This window comes from Stenotrophomonas sp. T8, assembly GCF_051853085.1.
GTDB classification, from domain to species: Bacteria; Pseudomonadota; Gammaproteobacteria; order Xanthomonadales; family Xanthomonadaceae; genus Stenotrophomonas; species Stenotrophomonas sepilia.
In genome coordinates this window covers 3,906,739-3,929,578 of sequence record NZ_CP195329.1, presented here as the reverse complement: position 1 = coordinate 3,929,578, position 22,840 = coordinate 3,906,739, and the positions used below count along the sequence as shown (strand labels likewise).

At 67.8% G+C, this 22,840-nt stretch carries 21 protein-coding genes; 8 read left to right on the top strand and 13 right to left on the bottom strand.

Translation table 11 applies throughout. The annotated features are described in order from the left end of the window. Positions 1 to 62: 62 nt before the first annotated feature. Together ACSDHM_RS18215 and hrpB are read right to left on the bottom strand one after the other, a co-directional pair. On the bottom strand, positions 63 to 437 hold the full coding sequence (locus ACSDHM_RS18215) for a hypothetical protein (protein ID WP_061478985.1): 375 nt from the start codon (positions 435 to 437) through the stop codon (positions 63 to 65). Positions 438 to 634: 197 nt separating this feature from the next. Further along, entirely contained in the window at positions 635 to 3,139 is a 2,505-nt protein-coding gene (gene hrpB, locus ACSDHM_RS18210) for an ATP-dependent helicase HrpB (RefSeq protein WP_353080479.1), read from the bottom strand. Between the two features lie 67 nt (positions 3,140 to 3,206). On the opposite strand from hrpB, the gene ACSDHM_RS18205 reads away from it, so the two are divergent. Then, complete coding sequence (locus ACSDHM_RS18205; protein ID WP_088497037.1) at positions 3,207 to 4,004, top strand: TatD family hydrolase; 798 nt, start codon at positions 3,207 to 3,209, stop codon at positions 4,002 to 4,004. Positions 4,005 to 4,082: 78 nt separating this feature from the next. Here the strand turns inward: ACSDHM_RS18205 and ACSDHM_RS18200 are convergent, their stop codons facing one another. From ACSDHM_RS18200 to ACSDHM_RS18185, 4 genes are all read right to left on the bottom strand, one after another. Then, positions 4,083 to 5,009: an NAD-dependent epimerase/dehydratase family protein gene (locus ACSDHM_RS18200; protein ID WP_439426475.1), complete on the bottom strand. Its 927-nt coding sequence runs from the start codon at positions 5,007 to 5,009 to the stop codon at positions 4,083 to 4,085. Beyond that, positions 5,006 to 5,944 carry a 2-dehydropantoate 2-reductase gene (gene panE, locus ACSDHM_RS18195; RefSeq protein ID WP_061478988.1) on the bottom strand — a complete coding sequence of 313 codons (939 nt, stop codon included), beginning with the start codon at positions 5,942 to 5,944 and terminating at the stop codon, positions 5,006 to 5,008. The genes ACSDHM_RS18200 and panE overlap by 4 nt, the downstream gene beginning before the upstream one ends. Before the next feature lie 160 nt (positions 5,945 to 6,104). After that, the gene (locus tag ACSDHM_RS18190) at positions 6,105 to 6,896 is read right to left on the bottom strand and encodes an ABC transporter permease (protein WP_005420226.1); all 792 of its coding nucleotides are present in this window, start codon (positions 6,894 to 6,896) and stop codon (positions 6,105 to 6,107) included. Continuing rightward, positions 6,893 to 7,861, bottom strand: coding sequence for an ABC transporter ATP-binding protein (locus tag ACSDHM_RS18185; protein WP_072168040.1), 969 nt, complete (start codon positions 7,859 to 7,861; stop codon positions 6,893 to 6,895). The genes ACSDHM_RS18190 and ACSDHM_RS18185 overlap by 4 nt, the downstream gene beginning before the upstream one ends. Positions 7,862 to 7,945: 84 nt before the next feature. Between ACSDHM_RS18185 and ACSDHM_RS18180 the strand changes: the two genes are divergently transcribed. After that, positions 7,946 to 8,695, top strand: coding sequence for a ferredoxin--NADP reductase (locus ACSDHM_RS18180; RefSeq protein ID WP_072168039.1), 750 nt, complete (start codon positions 7,946 to 7,948; stop codon positions 8,693 to 8,695). Between the two features lie 72 nt (positions 8,696 to 8,767). Here ACSDHM_RS18180 and ACSDHM_RS18175 read toward each other — a convergent pair whose 3' ends face one another. The 3 genes from ACSDHM_RS18175 to ACSDHM_RS18165 all read right to left on the bottom strand — a co-directional run bounded on the left by ACSDHM_RS18175 (position 8,768) and on the right by ACSDHM_RS18165 (position 12,001). Beyond that, positions 8,768 to 9,937, bottom strand: coding sequence for a lytic polysaccharide monooxygenase (locus tag ACSDHM_RS18175; protein WP_072168038.1), 1,170 nt, complete (start codon positions 9,935 to 9,937; stop codon positions 8,768 to 8,770). A 175-nt stretch (positions 9,938 to 10,112) separates the two neighbouring features. Then, positions 10,113 to 11,282, bottom strand: coding sequence for a lytic polysaccharide monooxygenase (locus tag ACSDHM_RS18170; protein WP_439426474.1), 1,170 nt, complete (start codon positions 11,280 to 11,282; stop codon positions 10,113 to 10,115). Between the two features lie 233 nt (positions 11,283 to 11,515). After that, a complete protein-coding gene (locus ACSDHM_RS18165; RefSeq protein WP_061478993.1) occupies positions 11,516 to 12,001 on the bottom strand; it encodes a DUF1203 domain-containing protein in 486 nt (161 codons plus the stop codon). A gap of 296 nt (positions 12,002 to 12,297) precedes the next feature. On the opposite strand from ACSDHM_RS18165, the gene ACSDHM_RS18160 reads away from it, so the two are divergent. From ACSDHM_RS18160 to ACSDHM_RS18150, 3 genes are read left to right on the top strand one after another with little or no spacing between them, the layout of a single operon-like run. Further along, positions 12,298 to 13,824, top strand: coding sequence for an alpha/beta hydrolase (locus ACSDHM_RS18160; RefSeq protein ID WP_227837084.1), 1,527 nt, complete (start codon positions 12,298 to 12,300; stop codon positions 13,822 to 13,824). Further along, entirely contained in the window at positions 13,821 to 14,567 is a 747-nt protein-coding gene (locus ACSDHM_RS18155; RefSeq protein ID WP_151355173.1) for an ABC transporter ATP-binding protein, read from the top strand. The genes ACSDHM_RS18160 and ACSDHM_RS18155 overlap by 4 nt, the downstream gene beginning before the upstream one ends. Further along, a complete protein-coding gene (locus ACSDHM_RS18150; RefSeq protein WP_188241445.1) occupies positions 14,564 to 15,748 on the top strand; it encodes an ABC transporter permease in 1,185 nt (394 codons plus the stop codon). The genes ACSDHM_RS18155 and ACSDHM_RS18150 overlap by 4 nt, the downstream gene beginning before the upstream one ends. 21 nt (positions 15,749 to 15,769) lie before the next feature. On the opposite strand, the gene ACSDHM_RS18145 is transcribed toward ACSDHM_RS18150, so the two are convergent. Further along, complete coding sequence (locus ACSDHM_RS18145) at positions 15,770 to 16,480, bottom strand: transposase (protein WP_072168033.1); 711 nt, start codon at positions 16,478 to 16,480, stop codon at positions 15,770 to 15,772. Positions 16,481 to 16,579: 99 nt separating this feature from the next. Beyond that, positions 16,580 to 17,386 carry an AraC family transcriptional regulator gene (locus tag ACSDHM_RS18140; RefSeq protein WP_072168032.1) on the bottom strand — a complete coding sequence of 269 codons (807 nt, stop codon included), beginning with the start codon at positions 17,384 to 17,386 and terminating at the stop codon, positions 16,580 to 16,582. A gap of 78 nt (positions 17,387 to 17,464) precedes the next feature. Between ACSDHM_RS18140 and ACSDHM_RS18135 the strand changes: the two genes are divergently transcribed. Further along, entirely contained in the window at positions 17,465 to 17,719 is a 255-nt protein-coding gene (locus ACSDHM_RS18135; RefSeq protein WP_061478998.1) for a hypothetical protein, read from the top strand. Positions 17,720 to 17,801: 82 nt separating this feature from the next. Here the strand turns inward: ACSDHM_RS18135 and ACSDHM_RS18130 are convergent, their stop codons facing one another. After that, complete coding sequence (locus tag ACSDHM_RS18130) at positions 17,802 to 18,815, bottom strand: energy transducer TonB (RefSeq protein WP_061478999.1); 1,014 nt, start codon at positions 18,813 to 18,815, stop codon at positions 17,802 to 17,804. Between the two features lie 200 nt (positions 18,816 to 19,015). Then, entirely contained in the window at positions 19,016 to 19,636 is a 621-nt protein-coding gene (locus tag ACSDHM_RS18125; protein ID WP_334271629.1) for a TIGR00645 family protein, read from the bottom strand. A 112-nt stretch (positions 19,637 to 19,748) separates the two neighbouring features. On the opposite strand from ACSDHM_RS18125, the gene ACSDHM_RS18120 reads away from it, so the two are divergent. Then, positions 19,749 to 20,438: a glutathione binding-like protein gene (locus tag ACSDHM_RS18120; protein WP_061479000.1), complete on the top strand. Its 690-nt coding sequence runs from the start codon at positions 19,749 to 19,751 to the stop codon at positions 20,436 to 20,438. Positions 20,439 to 20,598: 160 nt separating this feature from the next. After that, positions 20,599 to 22,824: a S9 family peptidase gene (locus ACSDHM_RS18115; RefSeq protein WP_439426473.1), complete on the top strand. Its 2,226-nt coding sequence runs from the start codon at positions 20,599 to 20,601 to the stop codon at positions 22,822 to 22,824. Positions 22,825 to 22,840: the final 16 nt, after the last annotated feature.

Here is a 22,840-nt window from a genome sequence, read left to right as displayed (position 1 = left end):
GGCCCTCATGGAGTGCCTTGGGGTCAGAGCCCTTCCTGTGGAAGGATCCGACCCCGGCAGGCTCAGGCGTCGCTGCCGATATCGCTGTGCTCGTCCACGACGGTGTCGTTGCGGCGGTCACGCGCGCTGATGCGCTGCGCCTGCCCATTCACCACATGGCCATTGGCAGCCTTCTTCTTCTGCTGCTTGCGGTACAGCGCATAGCCGAGCAGGCCGACACCCACCGCAGCAGCGGCCACGGCCACGGCCGGATTGCGGCGCACGAACTTGGTGGCGACCTTGCCGCCGGTCTTCACTGCGCCGAGGGCGGCGCCGGTCTTGATCCAATCCGCGTTGCGCAGGCTGCCACCGGCGCTCTTCAGGCCATCGCCAGCGGTGTGGGCCAGCTCCAGGGCGCGCTCCAGAGCGCGGTCGGTGATTACGGTCAGCTTGCTCATGCGGGGGTCCTTTGCCTCGGGTCGAAGTCCAGTGTCGCGCGTTGCCCGTAAACGGTATGTCAGTCGGGGACGCACGTGGTGTGACTCTACCGCAGCCATTCAGGATCAGGCAGGGTCCCAAACCGGTAGCCGGCCGCTGGCCGGCAGTCCCGGGCACCCTGTGGAATGCATTGCCGGCCAGCGGCCGGCACTACCCGTCAGGTTCCACGCGGCTTGGCGCGGTGCGTGGCTGTCGCGGTCCACGGATCGTCCGGCCACGGATGGCGCGGGTAACGGCCCTTCATTTCCTTTTTCACTTCGGCGTAGGTGTTTTCCCAGAAGTTGCGCAGGTCCTGGGTGACCTGCAGCGGGCGGCCGCCGGGGGAGAGCAGGTGCAGGGTCAGCGGCACGCGGCCATCGGCGATGCGCGGCGTGTCGGCCAGGCCGAACAGTTCCTGCAGTTTCACCGCCAGCACTGGCGGCAGCGGATCACCACTCTCGCTGTCCAACGCGTAGGTGATCGGCCGCTCCAGCCCGGACGGCACGGTGATGCGGGTCGGCGCATTGCGCTCGACCAGCTGCCGTTGTGACCATTCCAGCGGCGACTTCAGTGCCTCGCCGAAACTGGCCTCATCCAGCGCGTCCAAGCGGCTCTTGCCGGCGAACGCGGGTTGCAGCCACTGCGTGAGATTGGCCAGCAGGGCCGCGTCGCTGCAGTCGGGCAGGTCCAGCTCCGGCATCCAGCGCCGCAGTGACTCGACGCGCGCCTGCCACTGGCGCAGGCCCTCGGTCCACGGCAGCGCCTGCAGACCGAGTTCAGCCACCGCGTCGGTCAGTGCCTGCGCGGCGTGCTGCGGATCGACCCGGCCGGCCGAGCGGCTGTCCAGCACGATGCGGTCGAAACGGGTCTCGCGCAGCGCCACCAGGGCGCGTCGTTCGCTGTCCCAGCGCACCACGTCTTCAGTGACGAAGCGCTCCGGCCACGCCTTGCGCAGCCGATCCTCGTCCACCGGTGCGGCGCGCAGCAGCAGTGCATCGCGCGCCTCGAAGCGCAGTTCGCTGGCCACCAGCCACGGCTCACCGCGCAGGTCGCTCAGCTCGTGCAGGCGCGCGCTGCGGCCATTGGCCAGCAGGTAGCGCAGAGGATCGCTGGGATGCTGGAAGCCAATCCGGTCAGGGAAGGCATGAGCGAGCAGGTCGCCCAGCTCATGGGCCTCGATGCTGGCCGGCGGCGTGGCTTCGCAGCGCAGGCGGCTACGCCACTGCTTGGCGGCGGCATCGATCGCGGCCAGCCCGCTGCGGTTGGCATCGCCCGGTGTGCGGCCATTGCGGAACGCGGCCAGTGCGCGCCAGCGGGCCGCCAGCGCGTCGCCGCCCTGGCGCAACGGGTCGCGCGCCTCCAGCAGCGCGGCCAGGTCGGCAGCCAGCGCCTGGGCGCGGGCATCGGGCGCTGCCAGCAGCATCGCCGCCATCCGTGGATGCGTGCCCAGCGCCAGCACACGCCGGCCCAGTTCGGTGATCGCGCCACTGCTGGACAGGGCGCCGAGCCGCTGCAGCAGTTCGCGCGCGGCACCCATCGGGCCGGCCGGTGGCGGATCGAGGAAGCGCAGATCGCTGCTGCCCCAGGCCGCCAGCTCCAGTGCCAGTCCGGCCAGTTCCACCTGGTAGATCTCGGCGCGGCGCTGCGGTTCCAGCCGCTGCGACTGTGGCCACAGCCGCCAGGCCACGCCCTCGGCGACGCGGCCGGCGCGGCCCGCGCGCTGGTCGGCCGATGCCTGCGCGATGGCCACCACGTCCAGCCGGGTGAAACCACTGTTGGGGTCGTAGCGCGGTTCGCGTGCCTGGCCGCTGTCGATCACCACGCGCACGCCGGGCAACGTCACCGACGACTCGGCGACGTTGGTCGCCAGCACCACGCGCCGGCGGCCATCGCTGGCCACCTGAAGTACGCGCGCCTGTTGTTCCACCGGCAGTTCACCGTGCAGCGCCAGGACCTCGACATCGCCATTGAGCGATTCCTGCAGGCCCGCCTGCACCCGCGCGATCTCGCGCTGGCCGGGCAGGAACACCAGCAGGTCACCGGGGTGCTGGGCCAGGGCCTGCTGCACCGCGCGGCGCACCTGCAGTTCCAGCGCCTCATCGCGGCGCGCCGGGAAATGGCTGATCGCCACCGGGTAGCTGCGGCCCTCGCTGCTCAGCCGCGGCGCATCGAGAAAACGTGCCAGCCGCTCGCCGTCCAGCGTGGCCGACATCACCACCAGGCGCAGGTCATCGCGCAGCTGCGCCTGCACATCCAGCGCCAGCGCCAGGCCGAGGTCGCCGCTGAGATGGCGCTCGTGGAATTCGTCGAACAGGATCGCACCGACCTCTTCCAGCATCGGGTCGTCCTGCAGCACGCGGGTCAGGATGCCTTCGGTGACGACCTCGATGCGCGTGCGCGCCGAAACCTTGTTTTCGAAGCGGATGCGGTAGCCGACCGTGCCACCGACCTCCTCGCCCAGCTGCCGCGCCATGAACAGCGCGGCGCTGCGGGCTGCGACCCGCCGTGGTTCCAGCAGGATGATCTTGCGGCCCTGCAGCCACGGTGCGTCGAGCAGTGCCAGTGGCACCTGGGTGGTCTTGCCGGCACCGGGCGGGGCCTCCAGCACCAGTCGCTGATGCGCGGCCAGATGTTGCTGGATCTGCGGCAGCAGCGGGGAAATCGGGAAGAGCGGGGCGTTCATGTGCAAAGGATAAGGGGGCACGGCGGGCGCAGGTACAATGCGCGGGCACTTTTCCCCCGCGATGACCATGCACCTGATCGATATCGGCGCCAACCTGACCCACGACTCCTTCGACCGCGACCGCGATGCCGTGCTGGACCGCGCGCGCCAGGCCGGCGTGGTGCAGATGGTCATCACCGGCGCCAGCCGCGAGCACTCGCCGCTGGCGTTGCAGCTGGCCCAGCAGCACCCCGGCTTCCTGTACGCCACCGCCGGCGTGCACCCGCACCACGCGGTGGAATACACCGAGGAATGCGATGCCGAGATGCGCGCGCTGCACGCGCATCCGGAAGTGGTGGCGGTGGGGGAGTGCGGGCTGGACTACTTCCGTGACTTCTCGCCGCGCCCGGCCCAGCACCGCGCGTTCGAGCGCCAGCTGCAGCTGGCGGCAGACAACGGCAAGCCACTGTTCCTGCACCAGCGTGATGCGCATGCCGACTTCATGGCACAGATGAAGAACTTCGAAGGTCGCATCGGTCCGGCGGTGGTGCATTGCTTCACCGGCGAACGCGGTGAGCTGTTCGATTACCTGGACCAGGATTGGTACATCGGCATCACCGGCTGGCTGTGCGACGAGCGCCGTGGCGCGCACCTGCGCGAACTGGTGAAGAACATCCCGGCCAACCGCCTGATGATCGAGACCGACGCGCCGTACCTGCTGCCGCGCACGCTGAAGCCGATGCCGAAGGACCGGCGCAACGAGCCGATGTTCCTGTCGCACATCGTGGAAGAGCTGGCACGTGACCGTGGCGAGGACGTTGCGGTGACCGCGGCCAATGCCACGGCGGCCGCCCGCGCGTTCTTCCGCCTGCCCGACGCGGGTTGATCCGTAGAGCCGAGCCCATGCTCGGCTTATCGCGCGCAGCGCGAAAGACGCAAAGAGCAGCCGAGCATGGGCTCGGCTCTACAAAGCGCTGTCCGGTAGCGCCGGGCCATGCCCGGCGAGCGAAGCGGCAAGGTCCGTCAGGCCTTCACGGTAACTCGGGAAGCGCGGCTGCCACCCCAGCGCTTCACGCGTGCCACGGCTGTCGATGCGCTTGTTGCTCTCGTAGAAGCGCCGCAGCGTCGGGCTCAGTACCGGGTCATCCCAGGCCACGGCGGGCGGCAGCGCAAACCCGCCCAGCTTCGCGGCGAAGGCCAGCACATCCTGCGGCGGCGCCGGTTCGTCGTCGCTGGGCAGGTAGAGACCCTGCCGGGCCGGGCGCCGCATTGCGGCGATGATGACGGTTGCCAGGTCATCCACGTGCAGTCGGTTGAACACCTGGCCCGGGCGAACCACGTGGCGCGCACGCCCCTGCGCCAACTGCACCAGCGCATTGCGACCCGGCCCGTACAGGCCGGGCAGGCGGAATACCGCCGAGGCGATGCCGCGTTGTCCGGCCAGTGCGCGCCACTGGGCTTCCGCGAGCAGGCGCTGCACGCCAGCCGCTTCAGTGGCGTCGGCCGCGCTGCGCTCGTCGATCCAACCGCCGGCGCGGTCGGCATACACCGAGGTCGACGACAGATAGCCGACCCAGCGCAATGCCGGGCTGGCCTGCAGCGCGGGCAGCAGCAGGCGCAGTGCCGGGTCGCCCTCCGCGTCGGGCGGCACGCTGCACAGCACGGCATCGGCCTGCGCGATCACATCGAGCAGGGCAGGCGACGGTGACGTGTCGGCGTGCAGCTGATGCCGTGGCAGGCCATCGTCCGGCGCGAACGAGGGATCGCGCACTGTGCCGGCCACGCCTATGCCGTGCGCCTGCAGCTGCGCGGCCAGCACGCGTCCGCTCCAGCCCAGCCCGAGAATCAGTACCCGCGCGGGCAATAGGCTGGCCTGCAAGGCGGGACTCACGCGACCCGCAGTGCCTGGTAGGCCTGCAGACTGCTGTAGGCAACCTGCAGCAGCAGGGCTTCCTGATCAGCCCTGCGCGCACGCACCAGCATGTCGCCAACAATCTGTTCGGCCTCCACCTGCTGGCCGGCCTCCAGATCACGCAGCATCGAGGCCTTCAACGCCGAGCCGGCCTGGGTCAGCGTGCCGCGCGCAGTGTCCTGCGCTGCCTCCGGAACCGGTTCACCGGCGGCTTCGGCGACGGCCAGGCACTCGTCGTAAAGGCCACGTACGATCGCCTCGCCATCATCGGTGGCGACGATGGTGCCGATATCCGCACGCAGCAGGCAGGTGGCTGCGGCCAGCGCGGTCAGGAAGGTGTACTTGATCCACTGTTCCTGGCCGATACGTTCGCTGGCAAGGTGATCAAGGTTGGCCTTCGCGCAGACCGCAGCCAAGGCGCGCACGCGCGCGGAGATCGCGCCGCCGTCGCGCTCGCCGAAGGTGAGCTTGGCCGGCTTGCCCAGATGCAGCACCGCGCCATCGGGCGCCTTGGTGGCGCTGATGAAGCACAGGCCGCCGAGCACCGCGTCGCGGCCAAAGCGCATATCCAGTGCGTTGTAGTGGTGCAGACCGTTGAGGATCGGCAGCACGGTGGTGTTCGCTCCGACTGCCGGGGCGATGGCATCGATCGAACTGTCCAGGTCGTAGGCCTTGCAGCTGAGGATGACCAGATCGAAGGGCTTCTGCGCGGCCAGTGCGGGCAGTGCATCAGCAGTGACGTGCTGAACCGGGAAACGCGCATCACCCAGTGGGCTGCGGATGACCAGGCCATCATGGTCCAGCTGCGCGGCGCGCGCGGGGCGCACGAGGAAGGTCACGTCCACGCCGGCCTGGGCCAGGCGGCCACCGAAGTAACCGCCGGTACCGCCGGCGCCGAGGATCAGGATGCGCATTGCACGTTCACCGTTTTCTGGGGGGGAATCAGAACTGCGATTGTGCCGGAGATTGCAGGCAAAAAAGAGCCGAGCATAGGCTCGGCTCTACAGACTGCTGCATCCACGCATGGCGTGGATCTGGTGTTGCCGGCCAGCGGCCGGCACTACCACGCAGGTCTCAGCTGCGCATGCCCACACCACGGCGCAGCAGCCACAGGGCCAGCGCCGTCAGCACCACCACGAAACCGATCATCAGGCCGTAGGCCACCGGCAGCGGCACATCGCTGCTACCCAGCAGGCCATAGCGGAACGCGTTGACCATGTAGAAGATCGGGTTCGCGTGCGTGGCCGCTTCGGCCCAGCCCGGCAGCAGCTTCACCGAATAGAACACGCCACCCAGGTAGGTCAGCGGGGTCAGGATGAAGGTCGGCACGATCGCCACGTCATCGAACTTCTTCGCATACACTGCATTGATGAATCCGGCCAGCGAGAAGATCGTCGCGCCGAGGATCACCGTGGTCAGCATCACGATCGGATGCGGGATTCGCACCGGGGTGAAGAACATCGCGATGATCAGCACGATCACGCCGACCATCAGGCCGCGCAGCACGGCACCGGCCACGTAGCCCCACAGGATCACCCAGTTCGGCATCGGGCTGACCAGCAGTTCTTCGACGTGGCGGCCGAACTTGGCACCGAAGAACGAGGAACTGATGTTGCCGTAGCTGTTCTGGATCACGCTCATCATCACCAGGCCCGGCACGATGAACTGCATGTAGGTGTAGCCGCCCATGTCACCCACGCGCGACCCGATCAGGTTGCCGAAGATCAGGAAGTACAGGGTCATGGTGATCGCCGGCGGCACCAGGGTCTGGCCCCAGATGCGCATGATGCGGGCGACTTCGCGGCGCACGATGGTCATCAGCGCGATGCGGTTGCGCTGGCCGTCGGTCAGCTCGGTGGTGCTCATGCAGGCTTCTCCATGTTGCCGGTGAGGCGCACGAACAGCTCCTCCAGGCGGTTGCTCTTGGTACGCATCGAACGCACGCGGATACCCGCCTCGTTCAGCGTGGCGAACACGCGGTTGAGGTCCATCGCGCGTGGCATGTCGATGTCCAGCGTGTGCGGATCCGGCGCGGTCAGCGTCGCGCCCTCGATCACCGGCAGCTGCGCCGGCAGGTCACCGTCGATGTCCAGCAGGAAGCCTTCCACGTCCAGCTTGGCCAGCAGGGTGCGCATCGGCCCCTGCTCGACGATCTGGCCATGGTTGATGATCGCCAGGTGGCGGCACAGGTACTCGGCCTCTTCCAGGTAGTGGGTGGTGAGGATGATCGTGGTGCCGGCACCGTTGATCTCCTTCAGCACGCGCCACATGTCGCGGCGGATCTCGATGTCCACGCCGGCGGTGGGTTCGTCCAGGATCAGCAGCCGCGGGCGGGTCATCATCGCGCGGGCGATCATCAGCCGGCGCTTCATGCCGCCGGACAGCGTGCGGCTCATCACCTGCGCCTTTTCCCACAGGTGCGCGCGCTTCAGTTCTTCTTCGGCGCGCTGCTCGGCTTCCTCGCGCGGCACGCCGTAGAAACCGGCGTAGTTCACCAGGATGTCGAAGGGCTTTTCGAACAGGTTGAAATTGATTTCCTGCGGCACCAGGCCGATCAGGCGCATGGTGGCGCTGCGGTTCCGCACCAGGTCGCTGCCGAACACTTCCACCTGGCCCTCGCTGAGGTTGACCAGGGAGCTGATGATGCCGATCAGGGTCGACTTGCCCGCCCCGTTGGGGCCGAGCAGGGCGAAGAAGTCGCCCGGGGCCACTTCCAGGGAAACGCCCTTCAGGGCCTGGGTGCCGTTGTCATAGGTCTTGCGCAGGTCGCGCACGCGCAGGGCGGGCGCCGTATCGTTCTGGGATGCCAAGCTCGAAGCCTTCGCGCCCATGGGCTGGCGCTGGAGAGGGGCGGGGAGGGGCTATTATAGAAGACCCCGAGGGCTTGCCCCGGCTACACACTGTCCCGAAAAGTCGTGCCTGTTCAATTCCCCCTCAAGCTGGTCGGCTGCCGCATGCTGGCCCCGACCGTCGGCCATTACCAGTTCGTGCGTGACGATGGGCAGCCGCTGGATTTCCAGCCCGGCCAGTTCATCCAGGTCCATTTCAGCTACGCCGACGGCACCGAAACCAAGCGCAGCTACTCGCTGGCGACCATCCACGACCATGCGCTGGGCCCGGGCGAGGCGGTGGACATCGCGGTCAGTTTCGTGCCCGGTGGCGCCGCCACGGCCCTGTTCGAGGCACTGGAGCAGGGCAGCCAGATCAGTGCGTCCGGCCCCTATGGCCGGTTCTGCCTGAATCCCGGTGACCACAACGCCCGTTACCTGCTGATCGCCACCGGTACCGGTGTTACCCCGTACCGCTCCATGCTGCCGCTGCTGGAGAAGGCCATGGCCGAACGCGGCGTGCAGATCGTGCTGCTGCAGGGCGCGCGCAGCCCCGGCGAGCTGCTGTACAGCGAAGATTTCTACAGCTTCGCCGAAAAGCACGCGAACTTCCGCTATGTTCCGTGCCTGTCGCGTGAACTCCCGGCTGATCCGCACCCGGACGTACAGCACGGCTACGTGCAGCAGGCGCTGGCCGGCTTCACGCCGGACCCGGCCACCGACATCGCCTACCTGTGCGGCAACCCGGACATGGTCGATGCCTGCGCCGAGCTGCTGAAGGCCGCCGGCCTGGGCAACCCGCAGATCCGCCGCGAGAAGTACGTCAGCAGCAAGTAGGCGGGGCGTGCCGGCCGCTGGCCGGCAACCCCGCGAACCGGAGGCGGCACCCTGCCGCCCCCGGTGCCTGCCTCAGTACGCGACCCAGGCATCACGCCAGGCATAGCCGGTGCCCGGGCGATAGGCATCGGCATTGATGTTGCACCACGCGCCTTCCGGGAACGGGCGGCAGGCGTACAGCTTGCCGTCGGTGCCCTTCACCACGGTCTCGCCCGGCGTGTAGCTGCCGAGGCCGGCCGGGTACACGAAGTCGAAATCGCCACCCGGCGGGTCGACCGGATCAACCGGGCCCGGCACCTGGGTTTCCAGCTGGAAGCGATTGCCCGGCTTCAGGTACACGCGGTTTTCGGTGGCCGATGCGACCGGCGTGATCACGCCGTTCTTCATCACACCGACGCGGGCGTGCTGCGCACTGGCATTGACCTTGCGGGCCAGCGCCAACGGCCACTGTGCGGGAGCGGTCTGGCCGGCCGCCAGCGTGGTCTCCACGCGCTCCAGGTCATTGCCGTTGGCATTGAACACACGCAGGGTCACGGTGCTGTCCACGTCCAGTGCACCGTTGGCGGTCACAGCGCCGGCATCCTGCCACTGCGGCGGCGGAACCACGCCATCGCCGCCTTCGAAGCGCACGTCCATGCAGGTATAGAACGCCTCCTGCGAATCCGAGCGCTGCCAGGTGTTGTAGATGATGTGCTGGCCACTGCGCTTGGGCAGCGGGCAGTCCAGCTTGTAGACACCGCCTTCGGACAGCGGCGTGTTGCCCAGCGTGCAGAATTCCTGCAGGTCGGCCCAACGCAGCGGGCTGCCCGGCTGCCAGCCATCGCGGGTGACGTAGAACTTCCATTCGCGGGTGGCGTGCGGCGCCGGCGCGCGGAACTCGAAGGTGTAACGGCCACGGGCGTCGGCGCGGATCGGCGTGGTCGGCCAGTCCGTGCGGTTCAGGTCGAGCCCGCGGTACTTGGGAATGCTGGCACTGCACAGTTCGCCATCGCGCACCAGTTCGCGATGGTTGCCATTGGCATTGCCGTGGGCAATCGCGCTCCAGTCGTAGAACGGCTGCGAACCACCGATGGCCTTGGCGGCGGCGCAGGCCGGGTTGGTCGGGTTTTCCGGATTGCCCTCGTGGCACTGCTTCACGCGGCTGAGCGGCTTGGTCATGGTGCCGTGGGCGAAGGCGCTGCCGGACAGGGCCAGGCCGGCAACGACGGACAGTGCGAGGACTGCCCGATGGGACAGGTGCATGCAGAGACTCCTTTGCGAGGTATGGGAAACCCCATGAAGTCTTCACATGCAGACAGGCCGGCAATATCGGACAAGTTTGATTTCAGTGGCTGTCGTGCCTGATCTGCAGCACGCTGCTCAAAGCACTGCGGCTCAGGCAGAAGGCGGCGCGATGCGCACCGCCTTCTACAACGGGTCAGTAGGGCACCCAAGCATCGCGCCATGCACTGCCCATACCGGGGCGATATGCCTCGGCATTGACGTTGCACCACGCCCCTTCCGGGAATGGGCGGCAGGCGTACAGCTTGCCGTCGGTGCCCTTCACCACGGTCTGGCCCGGGACGTAACTGCCCATGCCTGCGGGGTACACGTGGTCGAAATCACCGCCCGGCGACGGCGTGCCCGCGTCCGGCACCCGGGTGTCGAGCTGGAAGCGGTTGCCGTCCTTCAGGTACACCCGGTTGTCGGTGGCCGAGGCCGCCGGCGTGATCACGCCGTTGCTGAGCACGCCCACGCGTGCGTGCTGCGCACTGGCATTGACCTTGCGTGCCAGCACCAGCGGCCACTGTGCGGCGGCAGTCTGGCCGCTGGCCAGCGTGGCTTCCACGCGTTCGACATCATTGCCGTTGGCATTGAACACACGCAGCGCCAACGTGGTGCCGACCGGCAGCTCGCCGCGCGCGGTGACCGGGCCGGCATCCTGCCACTGTGTTGTCGGTGCCGTTCCGCCGCCGCCCTGGAAGCGCACATCCATGCAGGTATAGAACGCCTCGGTCGAATCCGAGCGCTGCCAGGTGTTGTAGATCACATGCTGGCCGCTGCGCTGCGGCAATGTACATTGCAGCTTGTAGGTGCCATCGGCCGACAGCGGTGTATTGCCCAGGGTGCAGAACTCCTGCAGGTCGGCCCAGCGCAGCGGGCTGCCCGGCTGCCAGCCTTCGCGGGTGACGAAGAAGCGCCAGTCACGGGTGGCGTGCGGTGCGGTCGCCTTGAACACGAAGGTGAACCTGCCATTGGCATCGGGCTGGATCGGCGTGGTCTGCCAGTCACTGCGGTTCACGTCCAGCCCGCGGAAGGTCGGGTTGTTGCCGCTGCACAGCTTGCCGTCGGGTACCACGGCCTGGTGGTTGCCATTGGCATTGGCCTGGTTGATGCCGTTCCAGTCGTAGAACGCCTGCGAACCGCCGATGGCCTTGGCGGCGGCACAGGCCGGGTTGGTCGGGTTCTCGGGGTTGCCCTGGAAACAGGCGTAGACGCGGCTGACAGGCGTGGTCATGGTGCCGTGGGCGAACGCGTTGCCGGCCAGGCACAGGCCCGCAGCCACGAACGAGGTGGCCAGCAACAGCGGTGTGGATCGGAATGACATGGCGCATCCTTGTGGTCGTCGAAAGGGAACGGTGACCGCAGGCGCTGCGCTGCGCGGCGGACTTCCGGCGGCACCACGGCGAGTATCGAGTCGCGATGCAGGCGACGGAACCATCGAAGTGCCGATCCGTGACTGCGCATGTGAAGCCCTTCCCGCAGGCTTCACGCAGGACTGAACAGATGCGCTGTATGTCACGTGATCGGCGTGGCATCGATCACGTCATGGAGACCACGCTACGCGGTCCCGGTACCCACCCGATCTGCCTGGCACGAGAAACAGCCATGCGCCGCGTTGTGCAGCTGGACGAACGCCACCGACGGGTCGGCAAACAGTGCATCCAGATGGTCGGCCACCTCGGTGCCCGCACAGACCTGGGCACCGCACATCAGCGCGGCGTGGTCATAGGCACGCATCGAAATCATCCGGCGCTGCACATACGGGGGCACCTCGCCCGGCGTCAGGACGCAACGGGTCACGCCGCGCTGCACGAAGATCGGGCCGGCGGCGCGGTACGGCGAATGCAGCGGCAGGTGGACGTGGGACAGCAGGAGCAGCTCGCTGCCAGGCGCGGGATCGCTCAGGCTGATCCGGCAGGGATGTCCGCCGTTGGCGCCGGCCCAGCGACGCTGGATGCCGAGCGCGGCGAGCGCGCTGTCGCTCATCTCGAACAGGTGCAGGAAGGGGCGATGGTCGATGCCACCGAGGTACCACGTGTGCATGGGCGTCTCCTGGGTCTGCGGCGGATTCTGCGCGCGCGCCGGCGGCCGTGCTCGCCGTTTTCAGACCCCGCATCGCCGTCGGGCCGGGGCACTGGCCCATGGGGCGCTGCGGTCCGCCGCCGATGCCGCCCTGTGCCGGCCGAGGCCGAGGGGCGGGACCGCCTGGTCTGCGCGCCGTTGGCGGCGGATTCGTCATTGCCCATCGCCGTCGGCGCGCTGCCCGTGTAAGTTGGGTCACATCTTCCGCGGCAGCCCGTCGTGGTCGACAGGAACGTCCTCCAGGGGAAACGAGCACGATGCAAAGACACCACCTCGCGCTGGCCGGGATGCTGGCCAGCCTGATGCTTGCCGGGTGCAGCCAGCCGCCGCCGGCCGACGCCGGAAGCGCCAGCGATGCACCCAGCCGCCGCTTCGGCACGATCGACTTCCAGCCCTGCACGCTGTCTACCGAAGGCGCCAGCGCCAACGTGGAGGCGCAGTGCGCCACCCTGCAGGTGCCGGAGGACCGGGCCCAGCCCGGCGGTCGCCGGATCGGCCTGCGTATCGCCTGGCTGGAATCGGGCAGCAGCGGCGCCAGCCAGCCGGACCCGGTGTTCTTCCTGGCCGGCGGCCCCGGCCAGGCGGCCAGCGAGGTGGCGGTCATCGTCGACACTGCACTGCGCCAGGTGCGCAAACAGCGCGACGTGTTCCTGATCGACCAGCGCGGCACCGGCGGCTCCAACCCGCTCAGCTGCCTGGGCGCGGACGGCAAGCCGCTGCAGGTGGACGAGGATGCCGCGCCTTCCGAGGCAGCGTTGCGCGACTACGCCCAGCGCTGCGCCGCATCGCTGCAGGGGCGTGCCGATGCGCGCTTCTACACCACCACCGAGGCGATCGCCGATCTGGATGCGGTGCGTGCGGCGCTCGGTGTGGACCAGCTCAACCTGGTTGGCGGCTCCTACGGTACCCGCGTGGCCCAGCGCTATGCCGGGGCCTACCCGCAGCACACCCGCAGCATCGTCATCGATGGCGTGGTACCGAACGAGCTGGTGGTCGGTGGCGACTTCGCAACCACCTTCGAGGATGCGATCGCCCTGCAGTCGGCGCAGTGCCGCAAGGATGCCACGTGCAGCAAGCGTTTCCCGACCGATACCCGCGCGCAGCTGCGCAGCGTGGTCGACTCCCTGCGCCGTGCACCGGTCTCGGTCGAGTATCGCGACCCGGGTACCAACGCACCCCGGCAGGATGTCCTGACGCCGGACAGCGTGGTCGGCCTTGCCTTCGCCTTCTCCTACGTGCCGCAGTATTCCTCGCTGCTGCCACTGGTGCTGGATGAAGCCGCACAGGGGCGCTATGCCCCGTTGGCATCGCTGGCGCGCGGCGCGAACCGCAGCATGGATTTCCAGATCAACCGCGGCATGCAATGGTCGGTGATCTGCAGCGAGGATGCGCCGCGCTACCACGCGCCGGCCGAAGATCCCGAACGCCTGTTCGGCAACGAGGTCGCCAGCGCGTTCTTCGCGGCCTGCCCGGTGTGGCCGCACCGTCCGGCGCCGGCAACCGATGCCGTGCCGCTGCGCAGCGACGTGCCGGCACTGCTGCTGTCCGGTGAGCTGGACCCGGTGACGCCGCCGCGCTACGCCGCACAGGTGCTCAAGGGCCTGCCCAACGGCCGTGCGCTGGTCGCCCGTGGCCAGGGCCATGGCACGTTGACCGCCGGCTGCATGCCGCGGCTGCTCGGACAGTTCATCGACAAGACCGATGCCAAGGCGCTGGATGCCGGCTGCCTGGACACGCTGAGCTACGTGCCGGCGTTCACCTCGTTCAACGGATGGGAACCATGATCGTCGCCGACAACCTGCACAAGGCCTTCGATACCCGCACGGGCCGCATCCAGGCGGTCGCCAACGTCGGCTTCCGCGCCGGGGATGGGCAGATCACCGGCCTGCTCGGCCCCAATGGTGCCGGCAAGACCACCACCATGCGCATGCTGTACACACTGATGACGCCCGACCAGGGCAGCATCAGTGTCGATGGCATCGATGCCGCCCTCAATCCGGTGGAGGTGCGCCGCCACCTGGGCGTGCTGCCCGATGCGCGTGGCGTCTACAAGCGCCTGACCGCGCGCGAGAACATCGCCTACTTCGGCGAACTGCATGGCCTGTCTGCCGAGCGCATCCGCGAACGCATCGAGGTGCTGTCGCACGCGCTGGACATGGGGGACATCCTCGACCGGCAGACCGATGGTTTCTCGCAGGGCCAGCGCACCAAGACCGCGATTGCCCGCGCGCTGGTGCACGACCCGCGCAACGTCATCCTCGACGAACCGACCAACGGCCTGGATGTGATGACCACGCGCGCGCTGCGCCGCTTCCTGCTGGGCCTGCGCGAAGAGGGGCGCTGCGTGATCCTGTCCAGCCACATCATGCAGGAGGTGGGCGCGTTGTGTGACCACATCGTGATCATCGCCAAGGGCACGGTGATGGCTGCCGGCAGCGCCGACGAGCTGCGTGCGCAGGCCGGCGAAGCCAATCTTGAGGACGCGTTCGTGAAACTGATCGGCAGCGAAGAGGGCCTGCACGCATGAGCATGATGTCGACCCTGATGACGGTGATGCGCAAGGAACTGCGCGACCTGTCGCGTGACCGCCGCACGCTGCTGCTGACCCTGCTGTTCGGGCCGCTGCTGTACCCGGTACTGCTGCTGGGCATGGGCAAGCTGGCCGAGAGCCGGGTACGCACCCAGATCGAAGAGCCGTTGCAGATCCCGACCATCGGCGCCGGGAACGCGCCGAACCTGGTGCGCTTCCTCGCCGCACAGGGCCTCAATGCCGCACCGGCACCGAAGGACCTGGCCGAGGCCATCCGCACCCAGGACATCGATGTGGCGCTGCGCATCAGCGATGACTTCGGCAAGGACTGGGCCGAGGGCAAGCCGGCGCTGGTGGAGGTGATCAAGGACAGCACGCGTCGCGCGGCCGAAGTACCCAGTGCACGCCTGGAAGCGGCGCTGGCCACCTACAACGGCCAGGTCGGTGCACTGCGCCTGATGGCACGCGGCATCGACGCACAGGTGGCACGCCCGCTGGACGTGGCGCGCCAGGACCTGGCCAGTGCCGAGGCCAAGCGCGGCATGATCCTGTCGATGCTGCTGCCGGTACTGCTGACGCTGACCTCGTTCATCGGTGGCGCCTACCTGGTGATGGACGCCACCGCCGGCGAGCGCGAGCGGCAGTCGCTGGAACCCCTGCTGGCCACGCCGGGTTCGCGCAGCGCGATCGTCAGCGGCAAGATCGCCGCCGCCTGCGTGGTCGGTTTCGTGTCGCTGCTGCTGACCCTGGTCGCGTTCAAGGTGAGCGCGCAGATCGCACCTGGCAACATCGGCCGCCAGTTCAACATGAACGTCGGCTCGATGCTGCAGATGCTGCTGGTGATGTTGCCGATGCTGCTGATCGGCACCTCGCTGCTGACCTTCCTGTCGGCCGCGGCCAAGAGCATGAAGGAAGCGCAGAGCCACATGACCTGGCTGATGCTGCTGCCGATGCTGCCCGGCTACGCACTGGTGGCCTATCCGCTGAAGAGCGAGCTGTGGCAGTACGCCGTGCCGTTCCTGTCGCAGAACCAGATGCTTCTGAAAGTGATCCGCCACGAGATCATCACCCCGGCGATCTGGGCGATCTACCTCGGCGCCAGCCTCGGCCTGGCCGCCGTGCTGTGGTTCGCCGCCGTGCGCCGCTATCACAACGAACGTCTGGCGATCTCTGGCTGACCAAAAAGGGGACGGAGGGGATTAAGTCGTTTCTGCCTCTCCCGTCCCCTGCTTGCGCGGGCGCCCTCGTCTGCGCATCACCACGGGGCGTCCCAGCGTCTGTTCCACCATCCGCAGGAATGCAGCGTCCCCCATTGGGCTTTGCCTGGCACTGTGGTTGCGGATCGCAGGTACGTCGGCGGATGCATTCACGTCGCGCAGGAACTCGGCATACAACGACGCCCTTTTCCGAGCGGTCGCTGCCAGTGCTTTGAACGCAGGATGCGGTGTCAGCATCGGATCATCGCGTCGTTGAAGGTTGCCGTGCACGCTGGACCACGGATGATCTTCGGCGCTGACCGCAATTCCGGCACGAACCGGATTGCGTTCGATGTAGCGGTATACGCTGAGAAGATAGGCATCGCTGTCGATCATCGAGGAATGGAAGCGACCCTGCCACAGCGGCCCACTGCGTCCGTGCCGCTGGTTGAACGCCTGCACGTAGTTGTTGCCCTGCATGCGCATTGCGCCCGCCAGTCCCTGCTGTGTGGACGGCGTGGCGAGCAGATGGATGTGGTTGCCCATCAGGACATAGGCATGCAGTGCGACGTGGTGCTTGAGGAATGCGCTGTGCAACAGATGCAGGAACAGTTGGCGGTCGACGTCGTCGATGAAGATCGCGCCCTTGTTCACGCCGCGCTGGATCACGTGATAGGCCTGGCCTGCCAGCATCAGGCGTGCTTGTCGGGGCATGGGATCTGGAGACTGGACGGGGTTTCAGCCTGTCATTGCGGCCGCGAAGCCGGACATCAGGCAACGCCGCGAAGCCGCGTCGGATGAGTCAGAAGCGACTTAATCCCCTCCGTCCCCTTTTGCGTCTTTTGCGTACCGCGCAGGCGTCACCCCCATCTCGCGCTTGAACACGGTGATGAACGCGCTCGGGGTGTCGTAGCCCATCGACAGCGCAACGCTGATCACCGGCTCGCCGGCCAGCAGGCGTGGCAGCGACAGCAGCACGCGCAGGCGCTGCCGCCAATGGCCCAGGGTCATGCCTGTTTCGGCCTGCCACCGGCGGGCGAGGCTGCGGCCGGACAGTCCGTTGGCGGCTGCCCACGCTTCGACGCTGCGAAGGTCGTCCGGCGACCGTGCCAGCGCCGCCGCGATCCGCCGCAACCGTCGATCCTGCGGTTGTGGCAAGGCAAGCGGCAAAGGCGTGCTGGCGGCGATCTCATCGGTGATCACGCCGGCCAGGCGTGCCTGCGCGGCGTCCAGCGCCTGATGTGGCCAACTCAGTGCGCGCATCATCGCCGCCTGCAACAGCACGTTCGGCTGGAAAATGCGCGGCACGGCGGGCAGCTCCAGACAGGCTTCGGCGTTGAAGTACAGGCTCCAGCCATCGAATGCCTCTGCCCCTACCAGGGCGTGGGGCAGCAAGGGCGGTATCCAGGCAACGTGCCCCGCCGGCAGCAACCAGTGCAGATCGCCGGCCTCGATCCGCAGCAGGCCGTGGTGGGCACCCAGCACTTGGCCGCGCACGTGCTGGTGGCGTGCGGTGCGGCGCCGTCCCGGCACCCGCAGCTGCGAGGCCAGGATGAGGGGACCGTCTTCGGCGTTCGCCAAAGCGGGGTCAATCAACGCGGGTGATGTCTGATCTGCCATATCCATTGGCAGTTATACGGCAGAAGTGCCGCTGGCTGGGCGGCACACTGGGCTCCCGATCCCACAGGAGCATCACCCATGCAGCCACACGACATCCTTCCCGACCATCAGAACGAGGTGCAGGTGAACGGCCTCACCGTGCGCAAGGGCAGCGTCGGCGCCTTCCTCGCCAGCGTCCGTGACTGGCAGGACCCCGCCAGCGATGACGCCACCCGCGCCACCGCCGAAGCCGACCTGCGTGCGCTGCTGCCGGGCCTGCATGCGCTGGGCCTGTTCCAGGTGTTGGCCGCGCGTGATCCGGCACTGCAACGCCTGATCGACAGCCTCTCCTGAAACGAACACGGCCCGGACATGCCGGGCCGTGTGGTCATTGCGGGGCGGAAACGACTTAATCCCCTCCGTCCCCTTTTCGTGGTCAGCTGCCGCCCGGGGCGAACACCAGGGTGCGGCGGGTGGTGACCGGTGCGCTGACCGGCTCGAAGCGCCAGCGCTTGACCGCGTTCATGGCCTCGCGATCGAAGACGCGCGACGGTGTTGCGCGCAGCACACGGGCGTTGGTCACCGAACCGTCGGTGCCGACGGTGATCTCCACCAGCACCTCGCCGGAGGTGCCTGCACGCAGCGCCTCGGACGGATAGCGCGGCGCCGGTGTGCTGACCGGGCGCAGGTTGGGCGCCGCAGCGGCCGCCGGAGCTGCAGCCTGGCGTGCGGCGCTGGCCTGCTGGGCGGCAGCCTGCTGCTGCTTCTGCTCGGCTTCGCGGCGGGCCGCAGCCTGGCGCTCGGCTTCCTGGCGCTCGTTGTCCCGGCGGGCAGCGTCCTGTTGGGCAGCGATCTGCTTGGCTGCGTCGGCTTCCTTGGCACGCTGCTCGGCCAGGCGCTGCTGTTCGGTCTGCTGCTTGCTGCGGTCCTCGGCGTCCTTCTTCGCCTTCTCGGCTTCGGCCTCGGTGCGCTTGGCCGCGTTCTGCACGCCCTTGGCCAGGCCGTCCTTCAGGCGCGGCAACGCCGGCGCAGAGGCGTCCACCTTCTCGATCAGTGCCACCAGGCGCTGCGCTTCGGTGTAGTCCTCGCGGCCCAGGTGCTGTTCGGCGGCAATCAGGGTGTAGGGCAGCAGGTCGGTCAGCGCGCTCTTCACCGAGGCGTCGTCCGGCGTCTTGTCGCGCAGGGCGAGGTAGTACTCGATGGCGTTGTCGCCGGCCGGCGCGTACATGCGGTTCTCGCGCAGGGCCTGGCTGGCCGACTCACGCAGCTGCTCGGTGCCCATCGACTGCACCTTGGCGGCAACCACCGGTGCGGCCGGTGCAGCGGCGGTGGGTGCGGCGGCCGGGGCCGGTGCGGCAGTTTCCTCCTTGCCCGAGCAGGCAGCCAGTGCCAGTGCCAGGGCAACCGGCAGCCACCGGCGCGCGGCGGTGATCGTTGAGACGTGCGACATCCTGCTCCCCTCTAGAAGACGACGTGACGTAAATCATTGATATGCATGGCCGGGACCTGCGGTCCGGGCGCGGCAGGGTGACGTTTCCCGACGCCACCGCCGGCAACGGCGAGGGTGCAATCTAGCATCCCGGCCGCCGCCGCGTACAAGAGCAGTGGCCGGGATGGGCAACGGCGGCCGTGCCGTTGCTGGCGCCGACCTCAGTGGTCGTGCGCCTTGTCGTGCGACTTGCTGTGGCCGTTGGACATCAGCTTGTCGGTCCAGGCGATGCCGATCGCCGACAGGATGAACACGCAGTGGATGATGGTCTGCCACAGCACGCCTTCCTGAGTCAGCATCGAGCAGCGGGCGACACCGATGTTGGCGGCGGCCACGCTCATCTGCTCCGGCGTGCACAGCGGGATGCCAGTCAGTGCGCCACTGGCGATGAAGGTCTTCAGCAGGTGGATCGAGGAGATGCCGATGATCGCCATCGCCAGCTTCACCTTCAGCACGCTGGCGTTGACGTGGCTCAGCCATTCCGGCTGGTCCGGGTGGCCTTCCAGGCGCAGGCGCGAGACGAAGGTCTCGTAGCCGCCGACGATCACCATCACCAGCAGGTTGGAGATCATCACCACGTCGATCAGGCCCAGCACGATCAGCATGATCTGCTGCTCGCCCATCGACACCGAATGCGAGATCAGGTGCCACAGTTCCTTGCCGAACAGGAACACGTAGACGCACTGCGCCACGATCAGGCCCAGGTACAGCGGCAGCTGCAGCCAGCGCGAGGCGAAGATCAGCGTGGACAACGGGGAGAGCGGCGGGCGGTTTGCACTCATGCGGGGGATGCTGCGTTTCGGGGGAGAGGCGAGGTTACCGGCCCGCCATGACGGTGCCAACCCAACTCACGCACTAGACTTCAGGTTCCTTTCCACACCCCGAGCCGACGCCATGATCGACCTGTATTACTGGCCCACCCCGAACGGCCATAAAGTGACCCTGCTGTTGGAGGAAACCGGCCTGGAATACCGCATCCACCCGGTCAACATCGGCTCGGGTGACCAGTTCAAGCCGGAATTCCTCGCCATTTCGCCCAACAACAAGATGCCGGCCATCGTCGACCACGCCCCGGCCGACGGCGGCGCCCCGCAGAGCGTGTTCGAGTCCGGTGCGATCCTGCTGTACCTGGCCGAGAAGACCGGCCGCTTCCTGCCCAGCGATCCGCGCGGCCGCGTCACCACACTGGAATGGCTGTTCTGGCAGATGGCGGGCCTGGGCCCGATGAGCGGCCAGATGGGGCATTTCAATGTGTATGCTCCGGAAAAGATCCCGTATGCGATCGAGCGCTATGACAACGAAGTGCGCCGCCTGCACGGGGTGATGGACAAGCGCCTGGCCCAGCACGCCTTCCTGGCCGGCGACGCGTACACCATCGCCGACATGGCCAGCTACCCGTGGGTCGGCGCCTACGACACGCTGCCGGTGGACTTCGCCGCGTTCCCCAACCTCAAGCGCTGGCACGAGGCCATCGCCGCGCGCCCGGCCACCCAGCGCGCCTATGCGCTGCGCCAGCAGGTGAACCCGAACGCCGGCAAGCCGCTCAGCGACGAAGAACGCAAGCACCTGTTCGGCCAGCGCTGACCCCGGCATCTGAAGGTGGGTGCCGACCGTTGGTCGGCACTCGTCCGCACCGCTTATGGGCAGAAGGTCATGCTGCCTTCCCGCACGGGCTTGGTTAGGATGAGGGACGACCGTCCCGCGCCCCGCGTGGAGGCGGACCTGCCGTTTGCCGGGATCCTCCATGCGCCATCTGTTCGCTTCGCTCGCCCTCATGCTCGCCACCAGTACCGCCGCCCACGCCGAAAAGCTGACCCTGGAAGCCATCACCGGCCCGCTGCCGCTGTCCGGCCCGACCCTGATGAAGCCCAAGGTGGCGCCGGACGGTTCGCAGGTCAGCTTCCTGCGCGGCAAGGACAGCGACCGCAACCAGCTGGACCTGTGGACCTACGACATCGGCAGCGGCCAGACCCGCCTGCTGGTTGATTCCAAGGTGGTGCTGCCCGGCACCGAGACCCTCAGCGATGAGGAAAAGGCCCGACGCGAGCGCCAGCGCATCGCCGCGATGACCGGCATCGTCGATTACCAGTGGTCGCCGGACGCGCAACGACTGCTGTTCCCGTTGGGCGGCGAACTCTACCTGTACGACCTCAAGCAGCAGGGCCAGGCGGCCGTGCGCCAGCTGACCCACGGTGAAGGCTTCGCCACCGACGCCAAGCTGTCGCCCAAGGGCGGTTTCGTCAGCTTCATCCGCGGCCGCAACCTGTGGGTGATCGATCTGGCCAGTGGCAAGCAGCTGCAGCTGACCCGCGACGGCAGCACCACCATCGGCAACGGCGTGGCCGAGTTCGTCGCCGACGAGGAAATGGATCGCCATACCGGTTACTGGTGGGCGCCGGATGATTCGGCCATCGCCTTCGCCCGCATCGACGAGGCGCCGGTGCCGGTGCAGAAGCGCTACGAGGTCTACGCCGACCGCACCGATGTGATCGAACAGCGTTACCCGGCCGCCGGCGACGCCAACGTTCGCGTGCAGCTGGGCGTGATCGCACCGGCCGCCGATGCGCAGCCGCGCTGGATCGACCTGGGCAAGGAACAGGACATCTACCTGGCCCGCGTCGATTGGCGCGATGCGCAGCACCTGAGTTTCCAGCGCCAGTCGCGTGACCAGAAGCAGCTGGACCTGGTCGAAGTGGCGCTCGACTCCAACCGCCAGCGCGTGCTCGTACACGAGACCAGCCCGACCTGGGTGCCGCTGCACAGCAGCCTGCGCTTCCTTGAAGATGGCAGCGTGCTGTGGTCGTCCGAGCGCACCGGCTTCCAGCACCTGTACCGCATCGACAGCAAGGGCAAGGCCACTGCGCTTACCCATGGCAACTGGCCGGTGGACGAACTGCTGGCGGTCGATGAGAAGGCCGGCAAGGCCTACTTCCGTGCTGGCATCGAGACCTCGCGCGAAAGCCAGATCTACGCGGTGTCGCTGCAGGGCGGTGAGCCGCAGCGCCTGTCGAAGGCGCCGGGCATGCACAGCGCCAGCTTCGCCCGCAATGCCAGCGTCTACGTGGACAGCTGGTCCAACAGCACCACGCCGCCGCAGATCGAACTGTTCCGCGCCAACGGCGAGAAGATCGCCACGCTGGTCGAGAACGACCTGGCCGATCCCAAGCACCCGTATGCGCGCTACCGCGATGCGCAGCGCCCGGTCGAGTTCGGCACGTTGATGGCTGCCGACGGCAAGACCCCGTTGAACTACAGCCTGATCAAGCCGGCCGGCTTCGATCCGTCCAAGCGCTACCCGGTGGCGGTGTACGTCTACGGCGGCCCGGCCAGCCAGACCGTCACTGACAGCTGGCCCGGCCGTGGCGACCATCTGTTCAACCAGTACCTGGCCCAGCAGGGCTACGTGGTGTTCTCGCTGGACAACCGCGGCACCCCGCGCCGCGGCCGCGACTTCGGTGGTGCGCTGTACGGGAAGCAGGGCACGGTGGAAGTGACCGACCAGCTGCGCGGCGTGGCCTGGCTGAAGCAGCAGCCGTGGGTGGACCCGGCGCGCATCGGCGTGCAGGGCTGGTCCAACGGCGGTTACATGACCCTGATGCTGCTGGCCAAGGCATCGAACCAGTACGCCTGTGGCGTGGCCGGCGCACCGGTCACCGATTGGGGCCTGTATGACAGCCACTACACCGAACGCTACATGGACCTGCCGGCGCGCAACGAAGCGGGGTACCGCGAAGCGCGCGTGCTGACCCATATCGACGGCCTGCGTTCGCCGTTGCTGCTGATCCACGGCATGGCCGATGACAACGTGCTGTTCACCAACTCGACCAGCCTGATGAGCGCGCTGCAGAAGCGCGGGCAGCCGTTCGAGCTGATGACCTATCCGGGTGCCAAGCATGGCCTGTCCGGCGCCGATGCCCTGCATCGCTACCGTGTGGCCGAAGCCTTCCTGGGACGCTGCCTGAAGCCCTGATGCACAAACGGGAAGG